Source organism: Streptomyces sp. NPDC101165 (assembly GCF_044768135.1).
GTDB lineage: Bacteria > Actinomycetota > Actinomycetes > Streptomycetales > Streptomycetaceae > Streptomyces.
In genome coordinates this window covers 226,025-242,975 of sequence record NZ_JBIWPG010000002.1, presented here as the reverse complement: position 1 = coordinate 242,975, position 16,951 = coordinate 226,025, and the positions used below count along the sequence as shown (strand labels likewise).

10 protein-coding genes are annotated in these 16,951 nt (G+C 74.7%); 9 read left to right on the top strand and 1 reads right to left on the bottom strand.

Annotation, left to right across the window (positions count from 1 at the left end; translation table 11 throughout):
- From ACIRVH_RS04615 to ACIRVH_RS04590, 6 genes are all read left to right on the top strand, one after another.
- A complete protein-coding gene (locus tag ACIRVH_RS04615) occupies positions 1 to 1,032 on the top strand; it encodes a glutamate ABC transporter substrate-binding protein (RefSeq protein WP_403948157.1) in 1,032 nt (343 codons plus the stop codon).
- Positions 1,033 to 1,090: 58 nt separating this feature from the next.
- Positions 1,091 to 2,401 carry a hypothetical protein gene (locus tag ACIRVH_RS04610; RefSeq protein WP_403948155.1) on the top strand — a complete coding sequence of 437 codons (1,311 nt, stop codon included), beginning with the start codon at positions 1,091 to 1,093 and terminating at the stop codon, positions 2,399 to 2,401.
- Complete coding sequence (locus ACIRVH_RS04605) at positions 2,398 to 4,866, top strand: tetratricopeptide repeat protein (protein ID WP_403948153.1); 2,469 nt, start codon at positions 2,398 to 2,400, stop codon at positions 4,864 to 4,866. Before ACIRVH_RS04610 ends, ACIRVH_RS04605 begins: the two co-directional genes overlap by 4 nt.
- Positions 4,867 to 4,869: 3 nt before the next feature.
- Complete coding sequence (locus ACIRVH_RS04600; RefSeq protein WP_403948152.1) at positions 4,870 to 6,174, top strand: protein phosphatase 2C domain-containing protein; 1,305 nt, start codon at positions 4,870 to 4,872, stop codon at positions 6,172 to 6,174.
- Between the two features lie 101 nt (positions 6,175 to 6,275).
- Positions 6,276 to 7,655, top strand: coding sequence for a VWA domain-containing protein (locus tag ACIRVH_RS04595; protein ID WP_403948150.1), 1,380 nt, complete (start codon positions 6,276 to 6,278; stop codon positions 7,653 to 7,655).
- Between the two features lie 50 nt (positions 7,656 to 7,705).
- Positions 7,706 to 9,232, top strand: coding sequence for an FHA domain-containing protein (locus ACIRVH_RS04590; RefSeq protein WP_403948148.1), 1,527 nt, complete (start codon positions 7,706 to 7,708; stop codon positions 9,230 to 9,232).
- A 9-nt stretch (positions 9,233 to 9,241) separates the two neighbouring features.
- Here the strand turns inward: ACIRVH_RS04590 and ACIRVH_RS04585 are convergent, their stop codons facing one another.
- Positions 9,242 to 10,219, bottom strand: coding sequence for a methyltransferase domain-containing protein (locus ACIRVH_RS04585; RefSeq protein WP_403948146.1), 978 nt, complete (start codon positions 10,217 to 10,219; stop codon positions 9,242 to 9,244).
- A gap of 100 nt (positions 10,220 to 10,319) precedes the next feature.
- On the opposite strand from ACIRVH_RS04585, the gene ACIRVH_RS04580 reads away from it, so the two are divergent.
- The 3 genes from ACIRVH_RS04580 (at position 10,320) to ACIRVH_RS04570 (ending at position 16,938) form a co-directional block, all read left to right on the top strand.
- Positions 10,320 to 10,724 carry a globin gene (locus ACIRVH_RS04580; protein ID WP_403948145.1) on the top strand — a complete coding sequence of 135 codons (405 nt, stop codon included), beginning with the start codon at positions 10,320 to 10,322 and terminating at the stop codon, positions 10,722 to 10,724.
- A gap of 153 nt (positions 10,725 to 10,877) precedes the next feature.
- Positions 10,878 to 14,225: an FtsX-like permease family protein gene (locus ACIRVH_RS04575; RefSeq protein ID WP_403948144.1), complete on the top strand. Its 3,348-nt coding sequence runs from the start codon at positions 10,878 to 10,880 to the stop codon at positions 14,223 to 14,225.
- Position 14,226: 1 nt separating this feature from the next.
- Positions 14,227 to 16,938, top strand: coding sequence for an FtsX-like permease family protein (locus tag ACIRVH_RS04570; RefSeq protein ID WP_403948142.1), 2,712 nt, complete (start codon positions 14,227 to 14,229; stop codon positions 16,936 to 16,938).
- The last annotated feature ends 13 nt before the right edge of the window (positions 16,939 to 16,951 follow it).

Sequence of the window (16,951 nt, the reverse complement as noted above, 5' to 3'; positions counted from 1 at the left end):
ATGTACGCAGCACGTGCACGGGCCTCCCTGCGGGGCTGGGGCGGAGTCGGCGCGATGGCGGTGCTGTGCGCCCTGGCGCTGGCGTTCGTCCTGCTGCTGCCGCGGACCCAGGAGGCTCGCCAGGACGGGCGCACGGCCGGCCCGGGAATGGCCGAGGCCACTCAGGCCCGGGCCTCGGACTGCAAGGACTCGGACGCGCAGAAGCAGACGCTGTCGCCGTCCGGCGCCGACGGGCCGACCATCGACGCCATCAAGTCCCGTACGGGCGCCAAGCGCAAGCTGGTCGTCGGCGTCGACCAGAACAGCTACCACTGGGGCTACCGCAACCCGAACACCGAGGGCGCGGAGCTGGAGGGCTTCGACATCGACCTGGTGCACCGGATCGCCGCCGACATCCTCGGCGACCCGGAAGCGGTGCAGTTCAAGGCGATACCGACCAGTCAGCGCATCCCCGCCATCCAGGACGGCCGGGTCGACATGGTCGTGCGCACGATGACCATCACCTGCCAGCGGCTCGGCGAAGTCGCCTTCTCCGCCCCTTACTTCAAGACCGGGCAGCAGGTGCTGGCGCCCAAGTCCTCGTCGATCAAGGGGTACAACGACACGCTCGCGCACAAGAGGATCTGCACGGCGTCCGGTTCCACCGCCTACCTCAAGCTGAAGGCGGACCGGGCCAAGGGCACCCTGTCCGCCTCCGCGGACATCTCCACCACCGTTCCCAACCAGCTGGACTGCCTGGTCCGGCTGCAGCTCGGCGAGGTCGACGCGGTCGTCACCGACGGCGCGCTCGCCGCGAGCCAGGCCGCCCAGGACCCGACGGTCGAGCTGAAGGGCGAGGCGTTCACCACCGAGTACTACGGCGTGGCGATGAAGAAGGACGCCGACGATCTGGTACGCCGGGTCAATCGCGTCCTGGTCGGCTACCGCGCGAGCGGCTGGCAGGCGTCGTACGACAGATGGCTGTCGGCCACACTGGGCAAGGACTCCGGAGCGTCCAAGCCGCCGGCCCCGGAGTACCTGCGCAACAGCTGACCCCCACCCCCGACCAGAACCCGCCCAAGTCCAACCACACAGCAGCGAGAGGTGATCGATGGGCGTCACGGACCCCGCCGGGCCGGTGATGGACCGGGACGAGGTGGACCGTGCGCTGGCGCGGCTCGGCGCCGAGCACGAGGCGATCGAGACCTCGCTGCTCGCCCTCCAGGACCACGCGGGCCGCAGACTCCTGGAGGGCGCCGAACTGACCGGCGTCACCAGGGAACGCTGGGCTGCCGCGGAGGCGTCGATCACCCTGCTGTGGGCCTACTTCGACGCGTACACGGCCGCGCTGCGCTCCGCCCGGGAGATCCGCGCGCGACGCCGCTGGTCCAGCCGCGAGGACCTGGTGGAGCTGACCGAACTGCTGCGCGGCGACTCCGTCACCGTGCCCGGCGGTGCCGCCGCGCTCGCGACCGCCGGCAGGCTCAGCGAGAGCTTCTCGCTCGGCACCCTGGTCGACCGGATGAACGAGCTGTACGCGTCCTCGCTGGACCTGGTCGTCACCGCCGACGCGGTCTGGTCGGCGCTGCCCGCCCGGATCGATTTACTCGCCGCGGAACTCCAGCGCACCCGCAGGCTCGCGCACTCCGTCGGCGTGCGCCCCGGCGAGCACCCGGCCGGCGACGACCTGGAGCGCATCACCCGCACGCTGACCAGGCTGCGCGAGCAGGTGGTCTCGGACCCGCTCGCCTTCTGGGTGCCGGCGGAGGGCAGTTCGGCGCCCGGCGGCGGCCGCCCGGACACCACGGTGTACGACCGTGAGGCGCGCGCCCTGGAGGACGTACGCCGGGAGATCGACGCCGTGCTGACCGTCCGCCAGGACGCGGAGGCCCGGCTGATCCGGCTGCGGGACGTGCTCTCCCGCGCGGACCGCACCCTCGCCGAGGCGCGCACCGCGCGCGGTGAGGTGCTCGCCAAGATCGCCGCGACCGAGGTGCCCGTCGTCAGCGGGCCGCCGACCGCGCTGCAGGAACAGCTGGCGACCGCGGCCGAGTACCGGCGGCAGGCGCAGTGGCACCGGCTCTCCCCGCTCCTGGAGTCCCTGGAGCAGAAGGCCGAGGACGAACTGCTGCGCGCCCGCGAGTCGTTGACGGCCGTCACCGCGCCGCTCGCGGTCCGCGCCGAGCTGCGCGGCCGCCTGGACGCGTACAAGGCGAAGGTCGCCCGGCACGGGCTGGCCGAGGACCCCCTGCTGACGGAGCGGTACGACAGCGCCCGGCGCATGCTGTGGAGCGCGCCCTGCGACCTGAGGGTGGCCGAGCAGGCCGTGCTGCGCTACCAGCAGGCGGCGGCCGAACAGCTCGGCGCATCGAGGATCCCCCAGCAGGGCGAACCTCAGGACCGTAGGAGTGAGTCGTCATGAGTCAGGCACAGCGGGCGTGCCAGCGGCCGGGCTGCGAGGGGACGTACGAGGACGTCGGCGGCGGTGAGCTGTACTGCGACACCTGCGGCCTCGCCCCCGTCGTCTCGGCGACCGGCATGGTCGGGTCGCCGCCCACCGGGATCACCGGTGGCGGCAAGGGTTCGGCGAGCGGCGGCAGTTCGCGCAGCTCGCGTACGTCGTCGCAGTCGTCCCGGTCGCGGCGCTCGGTGTCCGGGCGGCTCTCGCGCTCCCTGTCGGGCAGGTCCACCGGCCGCTCGGTGTCCGTGCGCAGCTCCGGCTCCTCCTCCGGCGCCTCCTCGCGGGGGCGGCTGGGCGCGGGTCTCGTCTCGGTGCCGCAGGTGCCGCGGCCCGACCCGCGCGCGATGGTGCTGGACAACCCGGAGGTGCCCGAGCGGAAGCGGTTCTGCTCGCGGTCCGACTGCGGGGCCCCGGTGGGCCGGGCGCGCGGTGACCGGCCGGGCCGCACGGAGGGGTTCTGCACCAAGTGCGGGCACCCGTACTCGTTCGTCCCCAAGCTGAAGGCCGGGGACATCGTGCACGGCCAGTACGAGGTCGCGGGCTGCCTCGCGCACGGCGGCCTGGGCTGGATCTACCTCGCCGCGGACCGGGCCGTGTCCGACCGCTGGGTGGTGCTCAAGGGCCTGCTGGACACCGGCGACCAGGACGCGATGGCGGCCGCGATCTCCGAGCGGCGGTTCCTCGCGGAGATCGAGCACGCCAACATCGTGCGGATCTACAACTTCGTGGAGCACCTCGACCAGCGCACCGGCTCCCTCGACGGCTACATCGTCATGGAGTACGTCGGCGGCAAGTCGCTGAAGGAGATCGCCAACGCCCGCCGCACACCGGACGGCCGGCGCGATCCGCTGCCGGTGGAACAGGCGTGCGCGTACGGCATCGAGGCTCTTGAGGCGCTCGGGCATCTGCACAGCCGCAACCTGCTGTACTGCGACTTCAAGGTCGACAACGCCATCCAGACCGAGGACCAGCTCAAGCTGATCGACATGGGCGCGGTACGCCGCATGGACGACGACGAGTCGGCGATCTACGGCACGGTGGGCTACCAGGCGCCCGAGGTCGCCGAGGTCGGCCCGTCGGTGGCGAGCGACCTGTACACGGTGGGCCGCACGCTCGCGGTGCTCACCTTCGACTTCCAGGGCTACACGAACGTCTTCGTGGACTCCCTGCCCGACCCCGACAACATCGAGGTCTTCCACCGGTACGAGTCCTTCTACCGGCTCCTGGTCCGCGCCACCGACCCCGACCCGGCCCGCCGGTTCGGCTCCGCGCAGGAGATGGCCGAGCAGCTGACCGGGGTGCTGCGCGAGGTCGTCTCGCTGCAGACCGGGCAGGCCCGGCCCGCGCTGTCGACGCTGCTCGGACCTGAAGTGAAGGTCACGGACACCGAGTTGTTCCCCAAGCAGGACGGGGACGTGTCGCCGCTCGGGGCGCGGCAGGTACGCAACGCCCAGCCCCTCCCCGCGCTGCCCCCGGCCTCGATCGTCAAGCCGGTCGAGACCCCCGCCGCCGCCCTCGCCCTGCCCGTCCCGCTGGTCGACCCGGGCGATCCCAACGCCGGTTTCCTGGCGGGCCTGCTGGCGTCCGCACCGGCCGAGCTGATCAGCGCGCTGGACGCGGCGCCCACGCAGACCGTCGAGACCCGGCTGCGACAGATCCGGGCCCGGCTGGAGAGCGGCGACCACCAGGCCGCGCTGATGGCGCTGGCCGAGCTGGACGAGGAACGGCCCGACGACTGGCGGGTGGTGTGGTACCGGGGCGTGGCCGCCCTGGTCACCGGCGACTTCGAGGGCGCGGCGCTCTCCTTCGACGCGATCTACGACGCCTTCCCCGGCGAGGCCGCGCCCAAGCTGGCGCTCGGCCTGTGCGCGGAGGTGCTGGGCCAGCTGGACAACGCGGCCGAGTACTACGGCCTGGTGTGGGCGACCGACCCGAGCTTCGTCAGCACGGCCTTCGGGCTGGCCCGGGTGCAGCTCGCGGCCGGGGACCGGCGCGGTGCCGTACGGACCCTGGAGTCGGTGCCGGAGTCCTCCATCCACTACACGGCCGCCCGGGTCGCCGCGGTCCGGGCGCGGCTCAGACAACGCACCGCGAGCGCCGCTGACGTACCGTTCCTGGACGACCTGACGGCCGCCGCCGGCCAGGTGGAGGCGCTGGACGCGTACGGCCTGGACCCGGCCCGGCGCGAGCAGTTGTCGGCCGAAGTGCTCGGCAGCGCGCTGGACTGGATACTCTCCACAGGCCAGGGCACCGACCGACCCGCCGTCGGCGGACGGGTGTTGCTCGGCAGCGGTCTGGACGAGCGGGGCCTCCGCTTCGGACTGGAGCGCGCGTACCGCACGCTGGCCCGGCTGGCGCCCGGCGGCGAGGAGAGGATCGAACTGGTGGAACGGGCCAACCGTTACCGCCCCCGGACGTGGGTGTAGTTGATGTCGCAGATGCCCCAGCAGGCCGCACTGTCGAAGTGCCCGAGCTGCGCGGAGCCGCTCGAGTCGGGTGACCTGTTCTGCGGCGCGTGCGGATACGACCTCTCCGTCGTACCCGTCCCGCCGCAGGACCATCCGACGCTCACCATGACCGGCTCCCCCGTGCCCGGGGACGGCGTGGACTGGCCCGCCCCCGAGCCGGCCGGCTCCGGCAGCACCCCGGGCGAGGTGCATCTGTCGGCCGATCTGCCCGGCACCGACTCGGGCGGCAAGCCGCTGCACGCCCAGGAGCCGGCCGCGCCCGGCGTCCGCTTCGACCGGCCCCCGGAGCCGGACGAGTACCCGCTGCAGGCACCGGACCCGCGCGCGGCGGCCGCCGTGCCGGAGGAGCCCCAGCCGGTCTGTGTGGCCTGCCGGGCGGGCCGGGTGGACAGCGACGGCTACTGCGAGAACTGCGGGCACGCCCAGCCCCGCGAACGCGACCACATGGAGCGGGAGTCGGGCCCGGTCGCCGCGGTCAGCGACCGCGGCCTGCGCCACCACCGCAACGAGGACGCCTTCACGGTCGGTCACACCGCGCTGCCCGACGGTTCGCCCGCCGCCCTGGCGATCGTCTGCGACGGCGTGTCCTCGGCGACCCGCCCGGACGAGGCCTCGACGGCGGCCGCCCAGGTGGCCGGTGACACCCTGCTGGCCGCCCTGCCGCGCGGCACCCACCCGCAGCAGGCGATGCACGAGGCCATCGTGGCCGCGGCCCAGGCCGTCAACGCGCTCGTCGAGGAGCCCGCAGCGGACCGCGAGCACGCGCCGCACCAGAACGCCCCGGCGTGCACCATCGTCGGCGCGATCGTCACCTCCGGGCTGCTCGTGGTCGGCTGGGTCGGCGACAGCCGCGCCTACTGGGTGCCGGCGGACCGCGGCGCGCCCGCGGCCCGGCTGACCGAGGACGACTCCTGGGCGGCGCAGATGGTCGCGGCCGGCCTGATGAACGAGGCGGAGGCGTACGCCGACGAGCGCGCCCACGCGATCACCGGCTGGCTCGGCGCGGACGCCTACGAACTGGAGCCGCACACTGCCTCCTTCAAGCCGGACCGGCCCGGTGTCGTCGTGGTGTGCACCGACGGCCTGTGGAACTACGCGGAGACGGCCGAGGAGATGTCCGAGGCCGTACCGGCCGACGCGGCCGAGCGGCCGCTGCACAGCGCCCGCGTTCTGGTCGGCCACGCCCTGGACGGCGGGGGCCACGACAACGTAACAGTGGCCGTCCTGCCGTTCCCGACGCCGCCGCAGGGGGCAGGATCGGCCTGAGGCCGTACAAAACGGGGAAGCCTCGACGGACCGGAGGGGACCGGTCCGTCCACACGCATTGCTCCGCTTCGGCGGGGTGTCCGAGGGGGATCTGAACCAACATGGCCAATTTCGCGAAGTCCCACGTGCCACAGTTCTCGGTCGACGTCTACCAGAACGAGTACCTGCCCGAGGGCGGCCGTGAGGTCAACGCCATCGTCACGGTGACGGCGACGGGCGGCGGCACGATCGGGAGCGCGGTCGCCGCATCCGTGTACGCACCGGGCCACGGGCCGTCCGCCGCGGTGGCGATCATGGTCGACTGCTCGGGCTCCATGGACTACCCGCCGACCAAGATGCGCAACGCCCGGGACGCCACGGCCGCCGCGATCGACACCCTGCGCGACGGCACCCACTTCGCGGTGATCGGCGGCACACACGTCGCCAAGGAGGTCTACCCGGGCAGCGGACGGCTCGCGGTCGCCGACGCCCGGACCCGCGAGGAGGCCAAGCAGGCGCTGCGCCGGCTCAGCGCGGGCGGCGGTACGGCCATCGGCACCTGGCTGCGGCTGGCCGACCGGCTGCTGTCCTCGGCGGACGTGGGCATCCGGCACGGCATCCTGCTCACCGACGGACGCAACGAGCACGAGTCGCCGGAGGACCTGCGGGCCGCGCTGGACGAGTGTGCCGGGCGGTTCACCTGTGACGCGCGCGGTGTGGGCACCGACTGGGAAGTGAAAGAAGTCACAGGAATCGCCTCCGCGCTGCTCGGCACCGCCGACATCGTCGCCGACCCGGCCGGGCTGGCCGCCGACTTCACGCAGATGATGGAGGCGGCGATGGGCAAGGAGGTCGCCGACGTCGCCCTGCGGGTGTGGACCCCGGTCGGCACGACCATCAAGTACGTCAAGCAAGTGGCTCCCACAGTGGAGGAGTTGACCGGCCGGCGCACCGAGGCCGGACCCCGGGCCGGGGACTACCCCACCGGGTCCTGGGGCGACGAGTCCCGCGACTACCACCTGTGCGTCGAGGTCCCGGCGGCCGGTCTCGGCCAGGAGATGCTCGCCGCCCGGGTCTCGCTGGTCGTCCCGCAATCTGGGGGCACCTCCCGCTCGAGCGCAGCCGAGAGTGGGGGAGGAACGGTTCAGAACCTCGGTGCCCAGGGGCTCGTACGGGCCGTGTGGACCGACGACATGGCGGCCTCGACCTCGATCAACCCCCAAGTCGCGCACTACACCGGGCAGGCCGAACTGGCACAAGCCATCCAGCAGGGGCTCGATCTTCGCAAAGCGGGCGATTTCGATGGAGCAACGGCCAAACTGGGCCGCGCTGTTCAGCTCGCGAGTGCCTCCGGGAACGCCGATACTGCGAAACTGCTTGCGAAGGTGGTGGACGTGGTCGATGCAGCGACAGGTACTGTGCGACTGAAGGCGAAGGTCGAGGAGGCCGACGAGATGACTCTCGAGACACGGTCCACAAAGACTGTTCGTGTAAAGAAGTAGTGACCCAGCAGTATTGAGTAGGACCCTGAAGGAGAGGGGGAAGCGCCGACATGCCGACCTGCCCGAACGGACACCAGTCGGGTTCCGACGACTGGTGCGAGGTGTGCGGTCACCGCATGGCCGGTGCCGTACCTCCGCCCCCGCCGCCGCCACCGGCCGCCGGTGGCTACGGCTTCCCGCCCCCGCAGGGCACCCAGGCCGGCGGCCGCCCGCAGGGGGGCGGTGCGCCCGAGCCCGAGCTGTGCCCGCAGTGCCGTACGCCCCGCGAGGGCGGCGCGCCCTTCTGCGAGGAGTGCCGGTGGAACTTCCTGACCAACACGGCCACCTCGTACACCCCGGCCGCGCCGCGCCAGGCCCAGCCGCGCTTCCAGCCGCCGAGCTCGACGTACGGCGGCGGTGACTCGTACGAGTACCAGGGCTCGCGGCCCTCGCAGGTGAACCGTCCCGCCGAGCCGATCCCGTCGTTCGGCAGCGAGCCCTCGGGCCCGACGCCGTTCGCCGGCGAGCGCGGCCCGTCCGGCCCGCCGCCCACCGCGGGCGGCCAGGGCGGCTTCGGCGGCAACCAGCGCCCCTCCGGCCCCCCGTCGGGCTTCGGCGGTGGTCCCGGTCAGGGTCAGGGCGGTCCTGGCAGCCCCGGCGGCCCTTCGGGCTTCGGCGGTGCGCAGGGCCAGGGCGGTCCCGGCGGTCCCGGCGGCCCGTCCGGCTTCGGTGCCGGACCGGGACAGGGTCCCGGCGGCCCTGGTGGTCCGTCCGGCTTCGGCGGTCCGCAGAGCCAGGGCGGCCCCTCCGGCCCGCCGCCCTTCGGTCGTGAGCCCTCTGGTCCCGGTGGCCCCGGTGGTCCCGGTGGCCCCTCCGGCTTCGGTGGCGACCCGTCCCGTCCGGTTCCGCCGCCGCCCGGGCCGACCCCGCCCGCCGGTCCCGGCGGTGCGCCGCAGGCCTTCCAGCAGTCCGGCCCGCCCGCGCCGCCCGCGTTCCCGCGGGAGACCGGTCGGCCCCCGGCCGGCGGTCCGGCCTTCGGCGGCGGCGAGGACGACTGGGTGATCTCCCCGCCGTCGGCCGGAAGCCCCGGTGGCCCTGGCGGTCCCGGAGGCCCCGGCGGCTACGGCTACCCGCCGCCCGGCGCCACCCAGGCCCCGCCCGGCCCCGGCTTCCCGCCGGCGCCGCAGGGTCCGACGACGTGGATCGCGACCATCGGCCCGGACCGCGAGTACTTCATGGCGATGATGCACCGCTCCGGCCCCGAGGCCACGGGTCTGAACCTGCCCGCGTACTCCCCCGAGCAGCAGCGCACGCTCAGCGGCAACCAGGTCACCATCGGCCGCCGCCGGCACTCCACCGGCGACACCCCCGACATCGACCTGGCGGTGCCGCCGGAGGACCCGGGCGTCTCGCACCAGCACGCGGTGCTGGTCCAGCAGCCGGACGGCACCTGGGCGGTCGTCGACCAGAACTCGACGAACGGCACCACGGTGAACGGCTCGGACGAACCGATCCAGCCGTTCGTGCCGGTGCCGCTGCAGGACGGCGACCGGGTGCACGTGGGCGCCTGGACGACGATCACCGTCCGCCGGGGCTGAGCCGGACGACTAGGGGAGGGGCCAGGTGTACGGCCCCTCCGGGTCGTCCAGCCACGCCCATCCGCGCTCGCCGCTGACCGTGACGCCGTACCGTGCGCGGTCCGGTCTGCCCTCGCGCTCCCACAGGGCGTAGGCCTCCTGCGGATCGAAGGCGCCGTGGGTCAGGGCGAGCAGGAAGCGGAACAGCTCGTGCTCGTGGGCCGGGCGCGGCAGCCCGTGCAGGGACACCGCCCCGGGTTCCACCCGGCCCGCGCCCCGCAGGGGCACGAAGTAGGCGGCCGTGGACAGGAAACGGCCCTCGGCCTGCCCGGCGTCGGAGACGTCGAGGGCGAGCAGCCCGGTCGCGAACGGGGTCAGGATGCGGGCGCCGGGGCTGCACTGGTCGAGCCAGGCGCGCGGCACCGTGGACAGCGTGCAGGTGGCGATGATCCGGTCGAACGGGGCGCGTTCGGGCACCCCGCGCGCACCGTCGCCGGTGACGACCGCCGGGTGGTACCCCGCCACGGTCAGGTGCTGCCGGGCCGACTCGGTGATCTCCGGCTCCAGGTCGACGGTGGTGACGAGGTCGTCGTCGCCGAGCCGGTGCGCGAGCAGCGCCGCGTTGTACCCCGTCCCGGCGCCCACCTCCAGGACCCGGTTGCCGTCCTCGACCCGCAGGGCGACCAGCATCCTGGCCATCAGCGAGGGCTGGCTGCTGGAGGAGAGCAGCTCGCCGTCGCGCAGCCGGGTGGCCAGCGGGGTGTCGGCGTAGGCGCCGAACACCCAGCGTCTGCGGTCCTCGGGGTCCGGGCTCTCCCGCCAACGGCGCTCGTAACCGTCCCTGACGCCGACGTAGTAGTACGGCACGAACAGGTGCCGGGGCACCTCCGAGAACGCCTCCCGCCACACCGGGTCCTCGTCCCAGACCCCCTCGGCGTCGATCTCCCGCACCAGCGCGGCCCGCGCCACGGCGGCGAGCACGTCGATCTCGGTGTCGTAGGCGCCCATATGTCCACAGTAGGGCTGCCGCCGCCCATGGCGGGGCCGTCCCGGCGGGAGCGGTCCTAAGCCTCGAGTCCTGGGTCACCCCGTCTGAGACCATGGACGGGTGAAAGAGATTCGGCGCGGCACGCTTCAGGAGCAGACCTTCTACGAGCAGGTCGGCGGGGAGGAGACCTTCCGCCGGCTCGTCCACCGTTTCTACGAGGGAGTCGCCGAGGACCCGCTCCTCAGGCCGATGTACCCGGAGGAGGACCTGGGCCCGGCCGAGGAGCGGCTGACCCTGTTCCTGATGCAGTACTGGGGCGGCCCCACCACCTACAGCGACAACCGCGGCCACCCCCGGCTGCGGATGCGGCACGCCCCGTTCACCGTGGACCGGGCCGCGCACGACGCCTGGCTGCGGCACATGCGGGTGGCCGTCGACGAACTGGGGCTCTCCGAGGAGCACGCGACGACGCTGTGGAACTACCTGACGTACGCGGCCCAGTCGATGGTGAACACTCCCGAATGACCCGCTGAACGCCGGATTCCGGTCGTCCGGCGCCGGAATCCGGTCACGATCCGGTATAGACCGATCGAGAAACGCTTACCCACGAGCCGTCACCTCTGCCAGCATCGCCCAAAGGTCTGGAAGTTCTGGAAGTCCGGACGACACGGGGGCAGGGTGTCGGGGTTCGTTTTTGCACGCGCGCGGGCACATCGCCTGCTGCTCGGCTCCACCCTGCTCACGGTGCTGCTCACCACCGCGGTGCTGGCGACGCTCACGGCGTACTCGGGCGCGATCGGGGACGCGGCGCTGCGCCATGTGCTGAACGACCCGCGCAACGCGGCCGCCACCTCGCTGATCGTCAAGGCCGAGGTACCGGCCGCCGGGCGCGCCGCCGCCGACACGGCCGTACGACAGGGCGCGCGCCGGACCTTCGACGGATTGCCGGTGACCGTGCGGACGCTGCGCCGCTCGGGCCCGTACGCGCTGCCCCGCTCGCTGCAGCCGCCCGCCGAGCGGTCGGGCAACCCGGATCTGACCTTCTTCGCCGCACTGGACCGCACGCAGGTGCGGGCGGTCACCGGGCGACTTCCCGGCCGGACCGGCGGCGAGATCGAGGTGGCGCTCCCCCGGGCGGCCGCCCGGCCGCTCGGCCTGAAGCCCGGCGACCGTCTCACCCTGGCCGACCGGCTGGGCGACGGGACGGTCCGGGTGCGGGTCAGCGGGCTGTACCGGCCCGCGTCGGCGAACGCGCCGTACTGGCAGCTGGACGACCTGCTCGGGCGCGGTGTGAAGGAGTCCGGCTTCACGACGTACGGGCCGCTGCTCGCCGACCCCTCGGTGCTCGCCGGCGGACGGCTGAGCGCCGGGCCGACGGCCTGGCTGGCGTCGGCCGACTTCGGCTCGGTGACGACCGGGCGGATCGGTGCGCTGCGGGACGCGGCGCGGACCGGGAGCACGGCGCTGCGCACGTCCCACGCCCTGAGCGGGGTGACCGCGTCCTCGACCTCGCTGCCGGACGTCCTGGACCGGGCCGACCGCTCGCTGCTGGTCTCCCGCTCGACCCTGCTGATCGTCGCGCTCCAGCTGGTGCTGCTCGCCGGGTACGCGCTGCTGCTGGTGGCCCGGCTGCTCGGTGCCGAACGGGCCGCCGAGACAAGGCTGCTGAGGGCTCGGGGCGCCTCCCGTGCCCGGATCGCGGCCCTCGCCGCGGTCGAGTCGCTGCTGCTCGCCCTCCCGGCGGCCGTCTGCGCGCCCCTGCTCGCCGGACCGCTCACCACCCTGCTGACCGCCCACGGCCCACTGTCCCGCCTCGGCCTGCGGCTGGACCTCCCGCCCGGCGGCGGCCCCGGCGTCTGGCTGGTGGCCGCCGCCGTGGCCCTGGGCTGCGCGCTGACGGTGACACCGTCGGCGCTGACGGGGGCGGAGACGGAGCGGCGCGGACGGCGGGCGGAGCCGGGCCGGGCTCGACGACCGCTCATCTCCCGCTTCGGGAAGGGCCGTTCGGGAGGCTCGCCCGGCTCCCGCCCCCGCGCCCGGCGCACCGGCGCCGGTCTGCTCCCCACCCCGCTCCGCGCCGGGGGCGACCTGGGCCTGCTCGCCGTGGCCGCGGTGGCCTACTGGCAGTTGGCGCAGCAGGACTCGGGGAGTGTCGCCGCCGACCGGTCGGGGGCGCTCGGGGTGGATCCTCTGCTGGTGGCCGCGCCGGCGCTGGCGCTGCTCGCCGGGACCGTGCTGACGCTGCGGCTGCTGCCGCCCGTGGCGCGGCTCGCCGAGCGATGGGCGGCGGCCGGGCGGGGGCTGCCGGCGGCGCTGGCCGGCTGGCAGTTCAGCCGGCGTACCGCACGCGCCGCAGGCCCCGTGCTGCTGCTCGTGCTGGCCGTCGCGCTGGGCATGCTGGCCATCGGGCAGGCGTCCTCCTGGGACCGCTCGCAGGACGACCAGGCCGACTTCCGCGCCGGAGTGCCGGTACGGGTGCTGTCCGCCGGGGACGGAGAGCTCGGCCGTACGGACATGTACGCGGCGCTGCCGCAGGTACGCGAAGTGGTCCCCGCCGCGCGTGCCGAGGAGCCCCTGTCCGGCGAGCGTACGGCGACCGTGCTGGCCGTGGACACCGCGCACGCGGGCGACGCGATGCTGATGCGCCCGGACCTGGCGGCCGTACCGGTGCGGTCGCTGCCGGCCGCGCTGACGCCCAAGGAATCCCCGGCCGGGACCCGGGTGCCGGCGCACACCGCGCGGCTGCGGCTCACGGCGAGCCTGCACAGCTCCGCGGGATCCGGGACGACCGCCGACGTCACGGCCGGGCTCGAGGACCGGTCCGGGGTGCCGTACCAGGTGCCGTTCGGGCGGCTCCCCGCCGACGGCCGCCCGCACACCCTCACCTTCGACCTCGGCTCCGTCACCGGCCCGGCGCTCCTCACCGCGCTCCAGCTGGACCTGCCCCAGCCGGCCGCGCGGGCCGAACAACACCGGCTCACGTTCAGTGACCTGACCGCCGAAGGGACCGACGGGACCCGGCACCCGCTGGCGCTGCCCACCTCCTGGACCACGGCCGTGCACACCGGCGGTGCGGCCGTCACGACCCCGGCCACCAGCCCCACCCGGCCCCGGATCGTCTCCACCCGGCCGCTGACCGTCTCCTACCGCACCGGATACCTCCCGGACGGGGACTGGACGGTCGCCACCGTGTCCGTCCAGCTCCAGGTGGCACGTCCCGCACCGCCCGAGGTGACGGCCGTCGCCACCGACCGGTTCCTGGACTCGGCGGGCGCCCGCACCGGGCAGCGCGTGGACGTGCAGATCGGCGACCAGAGCATCCCGGTGCGGATCGTCCGGGCGGTGCGCGCCCTGCCCACGACCGGCACCTCGGGCAGCCATGACGGCGGCGCCGTACTGGTCGATCTGCGGGCCGCGAACCGGGTGTTGCAGGCGCGGTACGGGGAGAGCGTCACGCCCACCGAGTGGTGGCTGCGCACCGCTCCGGGCCACGCGGCCCAGGTCGCCGCCGAGGTGCGGGCGTTGCCGGACGTCGTCGACCCGGGGCAGGTGGTGGTACGGGACGAGATCGCCGCCGAGCTGCGCGACGATCCCTTCGGCGCCGGGCCCACGGCCGCGTTCGCCGCGGCGGCCGTGGTGGCGGCGGCCCTCGCCGCGGTCGGCTTCGCGGTGGGCGCCGCCGGGTCGCTGCGGACGCGCGAGGCGGACTTCGCCGTGCTGCGCGCGCTCGGCGCCCCACGCCGCCGGCTGGCCCGCACGGTCGCCGCCGAACAGGCCGTCCTGGTGGGTCTGGCCCTGGCGGTCGGCGCCGCTCTTGGCACCGTACTGGCCCACGGAGTACTCCCGTTGATCGTCCTGACCGGTGACGCCACCCGGCCCGTGCCCGACCTGCTGGTCCAACTCCCGCCCGTCCGCGTGGCGTTGCTGCTGGCCACCGTCGCCGCGGCTCCGCTGGGGGTCGCGGCGACGGCGACCGTACGCCGGTCGGACCCGGCCCGGGCACTGCGCGAACAGAGGGGTGAGTGACGTGAGTTCCGTGCCCGCCGTGGCTCCCTGGGTGCGCACCCGGCTGCGGGCCGCGCCCGGTGCCGCGCTCGCGTTCGCGCTGCTGGTCGTGGTGACCGCCTGTCTGGCGGGGGCCTTTCCGCGTGCGGTCGACCGGTACGAGGACGCGGGTCTGGTGCACACCCTCCACCAGGCCCGCCCCGAGCGCACCACCCTGCGGGTGAGCCCGCCGATGCCCCAGTACGACATGTCCGGCGACGCCCCGGGCAGGCTCCTCCGTCCCGACGTACTGAAACGGCAGTACGAGAAGCTGATGGGCACGGTCGGCGGCTCGCTGTCCGTCGACCGCGGCCAGTCCGCGTACGGCATCGCGACCCAGACCGACACGGCCGTGCCCGATCCGTTCATCCCGCGTCCGAGCGGTCTGCTCGCCCATGTCCAGCTGGTCGCTCAGAGCGGCCTGGCCGGGCACGCCGACGTCCGCGAGGGCCGGCTCCCGCGCACCTCGGGCCCGGTGGACGCGGCTTCGCCCGAGGTGGAGGCCGCCGTCACCGCCGCCACCGCCAAGAGCCTGCACATCAAGGTGGGTTCGGTCATCCACGTGCCCTGCGTCGGCCGCGACCCGCTCGCCGTCCGGGTCACCGGCATCCTCACCCCGCGCGACCCCGGCCGCGCCTACTGGTCGACCGTCCCGCTGCTGCGCACGCCCAGCCTGGTCCGGACGCCCCCACCCGACCCGCCGCAGACCTACTGGCTGGGCGCACTCCTGCTGCCCCTGGAGGCGGCCCCCGCCCTGCCGGGCACTCGCGGAGAGCCCTCCCGCTACTGGTACTTCGCCCCGGACCTCGGCGGTCTGCGCGCCCGCGACCTGGACCACCTGAGGTCCACCGTCGCCTCCCTGGAGTCCGGCCCCGGCCTGCGGCACGTCCGCACCATCACGGGCGAGGGCACCGACGTCGGCACCCGCCTGGACGACGACCTCGCCGCGTTCTCCCAGCTGCGCTCGCGCATCGCCCCGCTGGTCGCGGTGGCCGCCGCCGGGACCGCCACGGTCGCCGTCGTCGTCCTGCTCATGGCGGGCGGCCTGGCCGCCGACCGCCGTCGCACCGAACTCGCCCTGCTCCGCGCCCGGGGCGCCTCCCTGCCCGGCCTCACCGGCCGGCTGCTGGCCGAGACCGCCGTGGTCGCCGTACCCGCGGGCGCGGCCGGCCTGGCCGCCGCGCTCCTCCTCTTCCCCGGCGCCCGTACCGGTCCCGCCGTGGCCGCCGCCCTGGCCGTCACGCTCACCGCCTGCGCCGCCCTCCCGCTGCGCGCCGCGCTCGCCCACCGCGCGGTACGGGTGACGGCAGCGCGGGAGGACGTGACGGCCGTACGCCCCTCCCGGCGCCGCACGGTGGCCGAGCTGACCCTGCTGGCGCTGGCGGCCGGGGCGGTGGCGACCCTGCGCCGCAGTGGCACGTCGGCCGGTCAACTGGTGTCCCTGGCTCCGGTGCTGACCGGCGTCATCGCGGCCCTGCTGCTGCTCCGCCTCCACCCCCTGCTGCTGCGCCGCCTCGCCCGCCCGGCCGGCCGGCTGCGCGGGGCGGTGGGCCATCTGTCCCTGGCCCGCGCGGGCCGCGCCCAGGCCTCCGCTGTACTGCCCCTGGTGGCGCTGCTGACCGCGCTGACCACGGCGGCCTTCGGCGGCTCGGTCCTGACCGGCGTGGCCGAGGCCCGGGACCGCGCGGCCCTGCTCACGGTCGGGGCCGACGCCCGCATGGACGCGACCGCCGCGCTCCCGGCGCATCTGGCCGCCCGGGTACGCGCGCTGCCCGGGGTGCACGGGGTGGCGGCGGCGAGCATCACGTACGAGGCGAAGCCGCTGGACGGGGAGGACACGGTACCGCTGGTCGGGGTGGACCCGGCCGCGTACGGCCGGCTGGCGGCCGACACCGGCCTCGGGACCTTCCCGGCAGGCGAGTTGAAGAACGCGAGGACGCTCCCCGCCCTCGCCTCCCCCGCCATCGCCCAGGCGTACGGCACCCGGCGCCCCTTCCTGGTACGGCTGGGGGACGGCAGCACGGTCACCGTCCGGATCACCACCGTCCTCGACCGCACCCCGGCCGTCCCCGGCGCCGACTTCCTGATCGTGAACCGCACCGGGCTCCCGGACGCGGCCGTCCGCCCCACCACACTGCTGCTGACCGGCGCCCATCTGGACGCGGGCGCGCTGCGCCGCGCGGCCCCCGCCTCGGTCACCGTGCAGACCCTGGCCGAGATGCGGTCCCGGTACGCCGACTCGCCCCTGCAGACCGGCGCCGGGCACGTCTACACGGCGGCGGTGGCCGCGGGCGCCGGCTTCGCCGTCCTCGCCCTGCTCCTCGCGCTGCTGCGGGCGGCACCGGAACGCGCCGCGCTCCTCGCCCGCCTGCGCACGATGGGCCTCACCCGCGCCCAGGGCCGCCGCCTTCTCGTCCTGGAGTCCCTCCCCCAGGCCCTGCTCGCCGCGGCCGGCGGCACCCTGACCGGCTGGACCGCCATCCGCCTCCTGTCCCCCGGCATCGACCTGACCACCATCGCCCTGACCTCGGCCCAGCCCGGCGTGGACGCGGCCGCTCTCCACCCTGACATCTGGTCACTGACGGCACCGGCGATCACGGTCGTGGTGCTGACGGTGGGGGTTGCGGGGGCCCAGGCGTGGTGGACGGGGAGACGGGGGTCGGTACGGGAGCTGCGGGCGGGGGAGGGGCGATGAGCGTTCAGGGCAA

Coding starts and splice junctions, on each gene's coding strand:
- ACIRVH_RS04600 (WP_403948152.1), top strand. CDS start 4,870: ATGTCGCAGATGCCCCAGCAGGCCGCACTGTCGAAGTGCCCGAGCTGC.
- ACIRVH_RS04590 (WP_403948148.1), top strand. CDS start 7,706: ATGCCGACCTGCCCGAACGGACACCAGTCGGGTTCCGACGACTGGTGC.
- ACIRVH_RS04615 (WP_403948157.1), top strand. CDS start 1: ATGTACGCAGCACGTGCACGGGCCTCCCTGCGGGGCTGGGGCGGAGTC.
- ACIRVH_RS04610 (WP_403948155.1), top strand. CDS start 1,091: ATGGGCGTCACGGACCCCGCCGGGCCGGTGATGGACCGGGACGAGGTG.
- ACIRVH_RS04585 (WP_403948146.1), bottom strand. CDS start 10,219: ATGGGCGCCTACGACACCGAGATCGACGTGCTCGCCGCCGTGGCGCGG.
- ACIRVH_RS04605 (WP_403948153.1), top strand. CDS start 2,398: ATGAGTCAGGCACAGCGGGCGTGCCAGCGGCCGGGCTGCGAGGGGACG.
- ACIRVH_RS04595 (WP_403948150.1), top strand. CDS start 6,276: ATGGCCAATTTCGCGAAGTCCCACGTGCCACAGTTCTCGGTCGACGTC.